This is a genomic window from Arthrobacter sp. ES3-54 (genome assembly GCF_029504395.1).
Taxonomy (GTDB): domain Bacteria; phylum Actinomycetota; class Actinomycetes; order Actinomycetales; family Micrococcaceae; genus Arthrobacter.
Genome location: NZ_JAQFIF010000004.1, coordinates 150,140 through 162,899 on the forward strand (window position 1 = coordinate 150,140; position 12,760 = coordinate 162,899).

7 protein-coding genes and 1 tRNA gene are annotated in these 12,760 nt (G+C 65.8%); 2 read left to right on the forward strand and 6 right to left on the reverse strand.

The window, feature by feature from the left end; genetic code table 11:
- Nucleotides 1–3: 3 nt before the first annotated feature.
- Nucleotides 4–1,335 carry an L-seryl-tRNA(Sec) selenium transferase gene (selA, locus tag M2428_RS09210; RefSeq protein WP_277525655.1) on the reverse strand — a complete coding sequence of 444 codons (1,332 nt, stop codon included), beginning with the start codon at nucleotides 1,333–1,335 and terminating at the stop codon, nucleotides 4–6.
- Nucleotides 1,336–1,372: 37 nt separating this feature from the next.
- Nucleotides 1,373–1,467, reverse strand: a tRNA-Sec gene (locus tag M2428_RS09215).
- 57 nt (nucleotides 1,468–1,524) lie between these two features.
- Here M2428_RS09215 and selD point away from each other — a divergent pair.
- The gene (selD, locus tag M2428_RS09220) at nucleotides 1,525–2,535 is read left to right on the forward strand and encodes a selenide, water dikinase SelD (RefSeq protein WP_277525939.1); all 1,011 of its coding nucleotides are present in this window, start codon (nucleotides 1,525–1,527) and stop codon (nucleotides 2,533–2,535) included.
- Between the two features lie 31 nt (nucleotides 2,536–2,566).
- Here selD and nrfD read toward each other — a convergent pair whose 3' ends face one another.
- The 3 genes from nrfD to fdh form a co-directional block, all read right to left on the reverse strand.
- Nucleotides 2,567–3,655 (reverse strand): NrfD/PsrC family molybdoenzyme membrane anchor subunit, encoded by a 1,089-nt coding sequence (nrfD, locus tag M2428_RS09225; protein ID WP_277525656.1) that lies wholly within the window; start codon nucleotides 3,653–3,655, stop codon nucleotides 2,567–2,569.
- Nucleotides 3,652–4,662: a 4Fe-4S dicluster domain-containing protein gene (locus M2428_RS09230; protein WP_277525657.1), complete on the reverse strand. Its 1,011-nt coding sequence runs from the start codon at nucleotides 4,660–4,662 to the stop codon at nucleotides 3,652–3,654. The genes nrfD and M2428_RS09230 overlap by 4 nt, the downstream gene beginning before the upstream one ends.
- A gap of 113 nt (nucleotides 4,663–4,775) precedes the next feature.
- Nucleotides 4,776–8,111: a formate dehydrogenase gene (gene fdh / locus M2428_RS09235; protein ID WP_277525658.1), complete on the reverse strand. Its 3,336-nt coding sequence runs from the start codon at nucleotides 8,109–8,111 to the stop codon at nucleotides 4,776–4,778.
- A gap of 1,245 nt (nucleotides 8,112–9,356) precedes the next feature.
- Here fdh and M2428_RS09240 point away from each other — a divergent pair.
- Nucleotides 9,357–10,733: a hypothetical protein gene (locus M2428_RS09240; RefSeq protein ID WP_277525659.1), complete on the forward strand. Its 1,377-nt coding sequence runs from the start codon at nucleotides 9,357–9,359 to the stop codon at nucleotides 10,731–10,733.
- Nucleotides 10,734–10,853: 120 nt separating this feature from the next.
- Here M2428_RS09240 and M2428_RS09245 read toward each other — a convergent pair whose 3' ends face one another.
- Nucleotides 10,854–12,749, reverse strand: a complete 1,896-nt coding sequence (locus M2428_RS09245) for a transketolase (RefSeq protein WP_277525660.1) — start codon at nucleotides 12,747–12,749, stop codon at nucleotides 10,854–10,856.
- Nucleotides 12,750–12,760: the final 11 nt, after the last annotated feature.

Here is a 12,760-nt window from a genome sequence, read left to right on the forward strand (position 1 = left end):
GGTTCAGCCCGCCCTGCCTGCATCCGAACCCGTGAGGGTCGCCAGCGCCTGGCGCACCGCGTCGAGTATCCGGTCATCGTCCTCTTCGGGCACGCAGCGCAGATCGAGGAGGCAGGAGCCGTCGTGGACGCGCGGGAGCACGGCCGGGTCGCCGGTACGCAAGTGGCCCGCGAGCGCTTCGGGGAGCCGGAGCGCCCACCCCTGCAGGGCGACACCGGGTGCTCCGCCGCCGCCGACCCGGCCGTCGTGGGCGACGACCGGTACCCCGAGGGCCGCGGCGAGCCGGTCGGTACGGTTCCGCAACCACTCCGGGTCCGCGTGCAGGGCCCGGACAACCGGCGGTGCTTCGCCCGCGACCGTCGCCTCCAGCGCCGCGAGGGCAAGTTTGTCGGCACGTACCGCTCGGGCGAGCGGGTGGCGTGCCAGCCGGGAGATGATCTCCGTCCGGCCGAGCAGCAAACCGGCCTGGGGTCCGCCCAGCAGTTTGTCGCCGCTGGCGATGACGACGTCGGCCCCGCTGGCCAGCGCGGTGGCAGCGTCCGGTTCTTCGGGAAGGTGCGGATCGGGCGCCAGCAGTCCACTGCCGAGATCGGCCACGAGGGCAACCCCGTGCGCGGCTGCCAGCGGGCTCAGTTCGTCCAATGGAACAGCGGAGGTGAATCCGTCCACCCGGAAGTTGCTCGGGTGGACCTTGAGTACGCAGCCGGTGGCCGGTCCGAGGGCGTCGGCGTAGTCCCGCAGGTGCGTCCGGTTGGTCATGCCCACCTCGCGCAGCGTCGCGCCCGTTGATTCGATCAGGTCCGGCAACCGGAAGCCGGCACCGATCTCAACCAGTTCGCCGCGGCTCACCACCACCTCCCGGCCGGCGGCGAGGGCCGTGGTGGCCAGCACCAGCGCCGCAGCCCCGTTGTTGACCACCAGCGCGTCCTCGGCAGCGGGACAGGCGGCGAGCAATGCAGCCCGGGCACCGGCGCCGCGGCGGGCACGGCTGCCGGTTGCCAGGTCGAGCTCCACGTCGACGTAGCCGCTGGCTGCGACAAGTGCTTCAACCGCGGCCGCAGACAGCGGGGCGCGGCCGAGGTTGGTGTGGACGACTACGCCGGTTGCGTTGAGCACCGGGCGCAGGGTGGTCGCCGTGCGGGCAGCGACGGCGGCCAGCAGGGCCGGTTCCACCTGGCCGGGATCGAGTTCACCGCGCCGCGCCTGCTCCTGGGTTTGCCGGACGAGTTCGCGGATGAGCCGTGCACTCAGGCGTTTCCGGGCCGCGCGGACGGCCGGCAGTGCCAGCAGATCGTCGGTGCGCGGAATCAGGCGGCGGGGATCGACCTGGTCCACAGTCCCTCTTCCTTCCGCGGCATTGCATGCCGGTGGTTGGCGGAGGCGGACGGGAATCGAACCCGCCAGGCCGAGATACTCAGCCTCACCGGTTTTGAAGACCGGGGGGCCCACCAGGACCCGGACGCCTCCGGGATCAATCTAGCAGATCGCCCACGGGGGTAACCTAGGGGAGTGAAAGAGACCGAGATGTCTATTCCGCAACTTAACAACGACGGCGTCGGCGCAGTCCGGCTCACCGGCTATGCCCACGGTGGTGGGTGCGCGTGCAAGATTCCGCCCGGCGAGCTCGAAGAAGCGGTGCGCGGCCTTACCGGCCAGCCAGGCGCGGACGTGCTGGTCGGTCTTGACAGCGGCGACGACGCAGCAGCCGTCCTGGTGCGCGGCGACCTGGCGGTACTGTCCACCGCCGATTTCTTCACTCCTGTGGTCGACGATGCCTTTGACTGGGGCCGGATCGCTGCCGCCAACGCGCTCTCGGACATTTACGCGATGGGCGGCCGCCCGATCATGGCGATCAATCTCGTCGGCTGGCCCCGCGGCGTGCTACCGCTGGAGTTGATGACTGAAGTACTCCGCGGCGGCCTGAGCGTCGCCTCCGAGGCGGCGTGCCCGGTGATTGGCGGGCATTCGATTGACGATCCGGAGCCGAAGTACGGCATGGCGGTCACGGGCGTCGCCCATCCCGACCGGTTGCTGCGCAACGACGCCGCCCAGCCCGGGCTGCCGCTCACGCTCACCAAGCCGATCGGCGTCGGACTGCTCAATAACCGGCACAAGCAGACCGGTGAAGTGTTCGCGGAAGCGGTAGCGACGATGTCGCGTCTCAACCGCGACGCCGCCGAGTCCGCGGTGGCGGCCGGCGTGCGTGCGGCCACGGACGTGACGGGCTTCGGCCTGCTTGGACATTTGTACAAGATGTGCCGCGCCTCCGGAGTGGGGGCAGTGATCGACCGGACGGCGGTGCCACTCGTCGAGGGCGCCCGGGAGGCGTTGCGGGAGGGCTTTGTCTCCGGCGGGACGCGGCGCAACCTCGATTGGGTTCGACCGCACCTACGGCCCGCCGCGGGCGTCACCGAAGACGATCTGCTGCTGCTGGCCGATGCACAGACCTCCGGCGGCCTGCTCGTCGTCGGCGAGGTGCCCGGCTATCCAGTGATCGGGCATACCGTCGTCGGCCAGGGCATCGAGATCCGCTGAAGCCAAGATCACCTAAACCACGGCAGACCCGTCAGCCGGCAGTAGTGATCGAATCGCCGGTGATGCCGGCGGCGCGGCGGGCGGCGAGACGGTTCTTCTGCGGTTCGATCGTGTAACGCGGGTCCCTGGCCGAGGAAAGGCCGGCCTCGAACACGCCGAACCGCGTCAGCGCCGAGGCGGCCAGCAATGCCAGTCCCGAAGCCGCGGCCACCGCCCGGTTGCGTCCGCCCAGCAGTGTCCCCAGTCCGCCGGCAGCCGCCAACCGCTCGCTCCATTTCAGCATGACACCTGCCTTGCCCTGGTGCAGGGGCTCGGCCACCACCGGGTCCATCCGGTGCCCCATCACCCGCATAGCAACCACGTCACCCATCACGCCCAGCACAGCAAGTTTTCGGGCCGGACCCGCCTCTTGGACCGGAGTCGTGATCATCGCGAGCCCGGCAGAAGCGAGGGCCGCGGAACTCACGAAAACGAATGGCAATTCCTCGTGCGCCGCGTTCCAGGTGGGTGTGGCCGTGTCACCGAGCAGGACCGCCGTGTACGCCGCCAGCGGTCCGGCGAAAAGCGCGGCCTCGAAGCCCGCCGGTCCCTCGACCGCTTGCAGCAAGTTCCGCAACGGACCCAGCGGCAACCGCGCCCCGGTCATCCGATCGACTTCCGCTGCCGCCGAGACGGCCGTGCCGACGCTGAACGCGCTCAGGATCCACGAGCCCACACTCATCGGTGAGGTCAGCTTGATGGTCCGCAGCATGTTCAGGAAGCGCTCCGGCCTGCCGAGATCCTTCACCAGGGCAACAGCACCGAAGCTCACCGCCGTCAAGGCACTCAGCCGGGCATTCCGGCGCAGCGTCGGCCGCCCGGTCAGCTGCCCGCCGAGACCAAGCAGCGCGGAACCGGCTGCGACACCGCCAAGGAACAGGTAGGCGGCCACATCTTCGGTCCAGGGTGCCGGCTTGACCACCGGACGGCCGTAGTACGAGGTGAATTCCGGCTCCGGGACCATAGGCATTTCACGGGAACCGTCACCGACGTCGCGGCGTCCGGTGCCGCGCTTGCCGCCAGCCCGACGACGGCGGGCAGGCTCGGGCGGCCGAAAGCTGTCGAACTCAGAGTGGGTCACGCGCGCCCTCCCAGGAAAGCCAGCGCCGCAGCGGCGACCATGCCGGCGACGGCCATACCGGCCCGCCGGTACATCTGCGGCAGATCGGCTGTGGGCACTCTCGGATCCGGCGGAAGTCCATACACTTCCGGTTCGTCGAGCAGGAGGAAGACCGCTCCGGTTCCGCCGACGCCGTCGAGTTCGTTCGCACCATAGAGCCTGGCTTCCGTGAGTCCCTGCTGGTGCAGCGAGACCACCCGTTCCCGGGCCGTCTCCACCATGTCGTCGTGGTTGCCGAATTTGATGGATGTCGTCGGACAGGCTTTAGCGCAAGCGGGCGTCTCATCGTTGACCAGGCGGTCGTAGCACAGCGTGCACTTCTGGGCGACGCCGACGTTGGGGACGGCGGGATGCTTGGCGTGCTGCTCCTCCCGCTGGGCTGCCACCGCCACCATGCCGTCGCTGCGGCGCTCAATCACGCCGAACGGACACCCGGCGACGCAGGTTCCGCAGCCGTTGCACACGTCGTCCTGGACCACCACAGTGCCGAACTCCGTGCGGAAAAGCGCTCCGGTCGGGCAGACATCCAGGCACCCGGCGTGCGTGCAGTGCTTGCAGACATCAGAGGACATCAACCAACGGAAGTCTGCCGTGTCCGGGGGCGTCGTATCCACGTTCGCCAGGTCCGGACCGGCGGACGCTGCCGTCGGGGGAGGGCCGATGCGGGGCATGCCCAGATTGACCAGCGCGCGCCCGGACTCCCGCGCCTCGGTAATGCGTTCCTGGCCCTGTTCAACGAAGGCGACATGCCGCCAGGTGCTGGCGCCGAGCCCTCCGGTGTTGTCATAGGAGGATTCCAGCAGCTCCAGGTTCCCGTCTTGGGGGTTATGGTTCCACTCCTTGCAGGCCACTTCGCACGCCTTGCAGCCGATGCAGATGGAGGTGTCTGTGAAGAACCCCTTGCGGGGCTGCTGATCCTCCCACCGGGCATCGGCGGCGGGGTCGGTCGGTCCGGACAGCTGGCCCATCTAATCCTCCAACGTCGAGTCGGTATCCGGAACGCTACCAGAGCGCACCGGTTGTGCAGGCGGAGCAGGCGGTGCATGGTGTGGCCCCGCCGGACCGGCGGTGAAGATGCCCATCATCCTGGCCGGCCGTCGGTGCGGCCGTCCTCTCGGCGGCCCGGGTCAAGGCTTTCCGCGCCCGGATGGGTAACGAGTCGGTTCCCGGTCTCGGTCGTCGCTCCGGCCCGGGCCTGGTACTCAGCAACCAGGGCAAGCAGCTCCGCCCCGCGCGGACGGCGGCCCGGGCGGATGTCACAGGTGGCGGCCTTGGATTCCTGGATCTGAACGTTGGGGTCCAGCGTCACGCCCAACAGGTCATTGGCTGCGTCACCGCTGACGACAGCATCCGCTCCGACGCCCCAGTGGTAGGGCAACCCGATCTGATGGACGGTGTGGCCGCCAACGGCCAGGGGTTTCATCCGCTGGGTGACGAGCACCTTCGCCTCGATGGCGGAGCGGGCCGAAATGATCGTGGCCCACCCGTAGGGCTCGAGTCCGCGCTCAGCGGCCAGCTCGGGAGAGACCTCGCAGAACATTTCCGGCTGCAGCTCCGAGAGGTACGGCAACCAGCGGCTCATTCCGCCGGCAGTGTGGTGTTCGGTGAGCCGGTACGTGGTGAAGACGTAGGGATAGACGTCCGCGCCACTGGTACCGGCGCTTGGTGCACTGAGGTTGTCCGCGCGGGGGTACACCAGCCGGGCCGGATTTTGCTGCTGCGGGTAAAGCGCGTTGGCCACCGGCGATTCCTGCGGTTCGTAGTGGGTGGGAAGAGGACCGTCGACGACGCCCGTCGGCGCGAACAACCAGCCCTTGCCGTCTGCCTGCATGATGAAGGGGTCATCTCCGGTCAAGGCGGCCGGACCACCGAGATCGGGGTCGGGCTGGCTGCCCGGAGCACGGTCAACCGGGAAGTCGGGCACGTCGTCTCCGACCCACCGTCCCTCTTCCTGGTCCCACCAGATGTATTTCTTCCGCTCGCTCCACGGTTTACCGGCCGGGTCGGCCGACGCCCGGTTGTAGAGGATCCGGCGGTTGGCCGGCCACGCCCAGCCCCATTCCGAGGCGGTAGGTCCTTGCTCCTGGCCCGGTTTCCGGTTGGCGGCATGGTTGATACCGTCGGCGTAGACGCCGGTGTAGATCCAGCAGCCCGCCGACGTGGAACCGTCGGGGCGCAGCTCCGTATACGCGGAGAGCGGTTTGCCCGCGTCCGGGCCACTGAGGTGGCGGCCGTTGATTTCGGCTAGCACCGCCTCGCCGTCGGGCTCGCCGTGCTCGTCGGTGGGGTAATCCCAGGTGAGGTCGAGCAGCGGACGGTCGCGTTCGTCCTCCGAACCCGCCAGTTTTTCGCGGATCCGCTGGCCCAGTTCGAAGAAGAACTGCAATTCACTTTGGCACTCACCAGGCGGTGCCACCGCCTGGTGCCGCCACTGCAGCAGCCGTTGGGTCTGCGTGAACGAACCAGCCTTTTCCACGTGGGTTGCTGCAGGCAGGAAGAACACTTCGGTCTCGATGTCTTCGGTGCGCAGTTCCCCCGATTCGATCTCCGGGCCGTCCTTCCACCAGGTCGCCGACTCGATGAGATTCAAGTCGCGCACCACCAGCCACTTCAAGTGCGACATGCCCAGGCGTTGCATGCGGCCGTTAGACGAGCCCACGGCGGGGTTCTGTCCGAGCAGGAAGTAGCCCTCCACCTTGTCCTCGAGCATGTCCATCACCGTCTGGTACGTGCCGTGCGCTCCGGTCAGCCTGGGAAGGTAATCGTAGGCCCAGTCGTTCTCCGCGGTCGCGGCCTCGCCCCACCAGGCCTTCAGCAGGCTGATGGTGTAGGAGTCGGCGTCCGCCCAGAAGCCCTTCTGCTTCTTCGACGCGATCGCATCCAGGTATTCGCTGAAGGTGTCATGGCGCCCGGCGCTGGGCATTGGCAGGTACCCGGGCAGCAGGTTGAACAAGGTCGGAATGTCCGTGGAACCTTGGATGCTTGCATGCCCGCGCAGGGCCATGATTCCGCTGCCCGGGCGGCCCACGTTGCCGAGCAGAAGTTGCAGGATGGCGGCGGCCCGGATGAACTGCGCTCCGAGCGAGTGCTGGGTCCAGCCGACAGCGTAGGCAAAGCACGTTGTCCGTTCGCGCCCCGAGTTTTCCGTGATGGCGTGGGCCAGATACTCAAAGTCCGCGACGTCGATGCCACACATGTCCTGGACCATCTCCGGGGTGTAACGGGCGTAGTGCCGCTTCAAGATCTGGAAAACGGTCCGGGGGTCCTGCAGGGTATCGTCACGCTGCACTTGGGCGTGTTCCAGGGCAGGACCGCCGCTGCCGAACTGGTCTCCCGCGGCACGATCCGACGCATGGGAGCCGTGCTCGATGCCAGCCCCAGCGTCGTCGATGGTGCCTCCGCCCTGTTCCGCGTACGACCATGACGCCGTATCGTACGCTCCCGTCTCCGGATCGTAGCCGGAGAACAGTCCGCCCAGATCCTCGGCGTCGCGGTAATCGGCATGAACCAGCGTGGCCGCGTTGGTGTACGCGCTCACGTACTCCTTGAACCACAGGTCGTGCGTGACGACGTAGTTAATCAGCGCGCCCAAAAGGACGACGTCAGAGCCGGCCCGGATGGGAATGTGCTTGTCCGCGACGGCCGAGGTGCGCGTGAACCTGGGATCGATGTGGATGACCTTCGCTCCGCGGGCCTTGGCCTCCGCAACCCACTGATATCCCACAGGATGGCATTCGGCCATATTGGAACCCTGAATAATGATGCAGTCGGCGTTGGCCATGTCTTGCAGTGATTGCGTTGCACCACCGCGTCCAAACGAGGCTCCCAAACTGGGAACCGTGGAAGAGTGTCAAATACGTGCTTGGTTCTCGATCTGCACTGCTCCGGCAGCCGTGAAGAGTTTCTTGATCAGGTAGTTCTCTTCGTTGTCCAGGGTTGCCCCGCCCAGTGAGGCTATGCCCATCGTGCGGCGAAGCAGCCGGCCTTCTTCGTCTTCCTGCTGCCACGTCCTGCGGCGGGTTTCGATGAAGCGGTCCGCCACCATGTCGATGGCAGTTTCGAGATCCAAATGCTGCCACTGGGTGGAGCGTGGCGCACGGTAGAGCACTTCGGTCTGCCGGCCCGGCGAGTTGACCAACTGCTCGCTCGCAGAGCCCTTGGGGCACAACCGGCCACGGGAAATAGGCGAATCGGGATCGCCTTCGATCTGAACGACCTTTTCGTCCTTGACGTAGACCCGCTGTCCACAGCCCACGGCACAATACGGGCACACGCTCTGCACGACTCGGTCTGCGGTGGCCGTCCGCGGCGTGATCTCCCTCGTCCGCGGGGAGGTTACCGCAGGGCCGCGGCCCAGCAGGTCGCCCGTACTGAACTGCCGGACGACCGGCCACTGAAGAAAACTGCGCCGAGCCATGGCAGGAGCCTACACAATCCGGGGCGCCAACGACAGAGTGTCGATGAAGCTCACCATGCTGCCCGTCGCCTTCGACGTTGCCGCGGGGCATTGGAATGTATCCGCCGCCATTATTCGGGCGAGCCGTCGAACAAATTCGGAGAAGTCCTGGACAGGTATTCAGACTACTTCGCCCTGTTCAAGGACTTTGATGGGTACGTTGAATTCTTCGTACTGCAAGACCTCATCACTGAGGATTGCACCATCCGGTTCTTCCATCCGTTCGACAACTTCAGGACACCGGCACTTCCAAAGAACCCCGACGAATACCTTGAGTATTTACAACGCAGCAGGGATTTCATCCGTGCACGCAACAAGAGGATCGACGCCCAACCCTGACCTTCTGACCAACCGGCTCGAAAGCTACAGTGAATACCCGCTGAAGACTGGGCGAGTTCGTGAAGCAAGGCGCGTCGGTACAAGCCTCCTCGCTTATATGAGGTGGCCACGAAGATGTGTAGCTTTCAGCTATTGACAGCGTGATACTTCACATTGCCTATCAGTTTCGCCATCTAGGTCAGTCAGCCGACATGGGCAGTAGTCCACCAAAACCGCGGAGTCGCGGTGGTCCGCATCTGGCGCTTTTCGCCAAGTACCCTCGGGTCTCACATCTCCTGTAGATGGACAAGCTATTGTGAGGTTCCACGGTACATGGTCATTTTCCAACTTAGATGGCCCTGTTCCAGGGTAGTTGGCCAGCTGTTTCAGGCAGGTGGCCAACTACCTGGCAACCATGAGGACAGGCGGTTCGCCGAATAGCTGGCGAACCTATCTGGGCACCTCTACGACCGCGACGTTCACGGCAGGCCAGGCAGCCCCGAATCGTCCGTCGACAAGTCCAAGGCGCGACTCGACGCCTACATTGCAACGTCTCTCGTCGGCCCGGCCGAGGCTGAACTACGCTCGCTTACACGCGGGGCCATCGCATTCGGCCACAAGGTCAAGCATCGGCAGGACTGCGACTGGGGTACGGCTGGACTCGCGGCCGGACTCCTCCATCATTGTCGCCAATCTGCTGCGACGTGTCGACCCGTCCGTCGGCCAGTAGCCCCCTCTTGCCCTGACGGAAGGCCCTCCATGCCCGCTTCACCCCGCACCCCCCGACCCGTCTACATCCTCGGTGCAGGGTTCTCCAAGGCCGTCCACAAAGCCATGCCTATTACCAACGCGCTGGGTGTCGAGCTCCAGCGACGATTGGCGGGCCAAGTGACCATCGACCTGCGCGCCCGGCAGACGTTCGAGAATTGGCTGACGGCGATGCTAGACCCGATGCCGTTCCTCAGCCAAGCTGAAGTGCTGGCCCGCAGGTCAGCCGCTGCACTGGTGACCCAGACGATCGCGGACATCCTGGACGAGGCCCAGGCCAAGGCCATCGCCGATCCCGCGCCGGATTGGCTGCTTCAGCTGGTCCGCCTGTGGCACGCCGAGCGTGCAGTCGTCATCACGTTCAACTACGACTGCCTCGTCGAGCGCGCCATCAACACCGCCCTCATCCCAGTCGGATACTCACGAGAGTCAGCAGAGGTGCTCCGAGGTATGGATGTAGTGAGCCCCGCGCCGCCTCGTCAAGAGACCGTCTATTGGGGCGACGGGAACTCGAATTTGGCGTTCGAATCGATGACTCTCGTAAAGCTCCACGGATCGTTGAACTGGTATCGGGCGGACGGGGATGGGTTCGGGTCTACGCTGTTCCAGACTTTCGACTACGGGAAGTTCAACGGCGAGACTGCCAATCTGCCGCGAGGAAATCCGGAGTTCATCGCGCACATGGACCGCTTCATCATCCCGCCCGTCTCAGAAAAGTCACAGCACTACGGCGCGTATGTGGTACCGACGCTGTGGAAAACCGCCCGGGATGCAATGTCCGTCGCCACACGAGTGACCTTCGTGGGCTACTCACTGCCGCCGGAGGACCGTGTGTCCGTGGAATTGATGAGTTACTGCCCCGAGGGGGTGAAAACGATTGTTGTCGACCGCACGGAATTCGATCCAGAATGCCGCGATGCGTTACCCAACCGTCTCAAAGCACTTGGGCTGAACGTAGTCAGCGAGATTTCCGGGGACATCGCGGTCGGGCGCATGGTGACGCAGCTGATGGGAGCGACCCAGATTCAGCTGTCGGGAGGTATCTCAAACGACGCGCCCGCACCCTCGTACGACTGCTACGTTGCCTGGGTAGACGCTTCGGAACTCGAGAACGCCCCGACATACGGGTATCACCTGTTCACATCCGACGATGTGGACCCCACCGTGCTCCATGCGGTGCGTGTCCGGCGTGAGGGCATCCTCTCAAACCCGAGGAGATTCCAAACGAACTTAGAGGAGGACCTCAAGAAGCAAGGCTTGGATCCCAGCAAGCTGATCACCGAATCGGCATTCCGTAGGCTCGTCAACAAGCGCATTGGCATTCGCATCAACCCGAACAACGGATCGATCTGGCGCACCGCCGTCGGGTTCCAGCATGTTGTGGGCACGCACGCCGACGAGGGTGAGTTAGTTGCTCTCCACACGTTTGTGGGCGACTTCCCGCGCCCGAAACCCGATGGCTCGGGGCTGGCGTTGTCGTCCATAAGTGATAGCTAACTACCGATAACGGATATTCCGTCACCCAGCTTGACACATTTCAGGTATCGGCCGAGGCTGCTTCTCCGTGCCGCCTCACAGCATTCCTCAGCCCTGGACCGGCTGTGATCGGAGCGGCAGTCATGCGGTGTCCAGGAGCCTGCGGGCGGCCGCGGTGATGTGGCGGGCGGAGATGCCGGCGGCGTCGAGCAGTTCCTGGGGTTTGCCGGAGGTGGGCAGTGCGTTGACGGCGAGGAGGACGGCGTGGAGTTCGTGGGTGTCCGTGCCGGCGAGGGCTTCGAGGACGGCTGAGCCGATGCCGCCTTCGGGGTAGTGGTCTTCGGCAACGACGATCCTGCCCCGGGTCGCCTGGCAGGTCCTGCGCAGGGTGTCCGCGTCGATGGGTTTGATGGAGTAGAGGTCGATGACGCGGGCGTTGATCCCGTCTTCGGCGAGCCGACCGGCGGCGGTGAGGCATTCGTGCAGGGTCACCCCTGCACCGATGAGTGTCACGGCGTCATTGGGGCCGGCGTGGTGGACTTTGCAGCCGCCGAGCGGGAATTTTTCGTCCGGCCCGTAGATGACCGGGTAGGCGCCGCGGGTGGCGCGAAGGTAGGAGATGCCGGGCGTGTCGGCCATGGTCTGGACGAGTTGGGCGGTGGAGGGGGCATCTGCCGGGTAGAGCACGCTCGAGGTGTGCACGGCCCGCATGGCGGCAATGTCCTCTAGAGCCATTTGCGACGGGCCGTCCTGGCCGATTTCGACTCCGGCGTGCGTGCCAACGAGCCGGATGCTGGCTTGGGAGACGCCTGCCATCCGGATGAAGTCGAAGGGCCGGGAGACCAGGAAAGCGGCGAAGCTCGCGGCGAACGCGATGTAGCCGCGGACCGAGATCCCGACCGCGGAGGCGATGAGTTGCTGTTCAGCGATGAACATTTGGAAGTAGCGTTCCGGGGCGGCGTCTTTGAATTCGCCGGCATGGGTCGAGTTCCCCACTTCGCCGTCCAGCACGACGATTTCCGGGCGGGCAGCCAGAGCGGACACGGCGGCGCCAAAGGCGGCCCGTGTTGCGACCTCCTCACCCACCTCCCAACGGGGCAGGCTGACAGCTGCCTGCGGGTTGCGCGTGATCGCTGGCCTGCCGGGACCGGGGAGGGCGGTGGTGATCCGCAGGTTGCCGGGCCCACCCAGGGCCGCGGCGGCGCGCTCGGCCATGTCTTTTGGAAGTGCTTTACCGTGCCAGCCGTCCTGGTCCTCGATCTCGGGAACGCCTTTGCCTTTGATGGTTTTGGCGAGAATGACGGTTGGCTGGTCGGGATCGGATCTCGCACGGGTGAAGGCGTCGTCGATCGCGGCAATGTTATGGCCGTCGATGACGAGAGGGTGGGCGCCGAACGCCTCGACGCGCCGGGCGTAGCGGTCCATATCCCATTCGAGTTCGGTGGGTCCGTCCTGGCCGAGGCGGTTGACGTCCACGATGGCGGTCAGGTTGCCCAGCTTGTAGTAGGCGGCCTTGTCCAGGGCCTCCCAGATGGAGCCTTCGGCCAGTTCGCTGTCCCCGCACAGAACCCAGGTCCGGTACGGCAGCCGGTCCAGGTATCGTCCGGCCAGTGCCACCCCGACCGCGTCCGGCAGGCCCTGGCCCAATGAACCTGTCGCCACGTCAACCCAAGGCAAGACCGGGGTCGGGTGCCCCTGCAGCCGGGCCCCGAACTGCCGGTAAGTGTGGATCAGTTCGTCCTCCTCGACCACACCGACGGCCCGGTACATGGAGTACAGCAGCGGGGAGGCGTGGCCCTTGGAGAAGATGAGGTGGTCATTGGTCGCCAGCGAGGGCTCGTCCCAGTCATAGTGGAGGTGGCGTTCGAGCAGGACCGCCATGAGGTCCGCGGCCGACAACGATGAGGTGGGGTGGCCGGAGCCGGCCTGCGTGCTGCACCGGATGGAATCCACCCGCAGCTGCGCCGCCAGACTCCCGATGACTTTTGCTTGTGCTGCTGTCATCGGTACGGGGGCCAGTGCCTGGAGTTCGGTCATCGCAATTCACC

What these genes read in the sequence shown, in the direction of transcription:
- selD (WP_277525939.1), top strand. Translation starts at nt 1,525, where the DNA reads ATGTCTATTCCGCAACTTAACAACGACGGCGTCGGCGCAGTCCGGCTC.
- M2428_RS09230 (WP_277525657.1), bottom strand. Translation starts at nt 4,662, where the DNA reads ATGGGCCAGCTGTCCGGACCGACCGACCCCGCCGCCGATGCCCGGTGG.
- M2428_RS09245 (WP_277525660.1), bottom strand. Translation starts at nt 12,749, where the DNA reads ATGACCGAACTCCAGGCACTGGCCCCCGTACCGATGACAGCAGCACAA.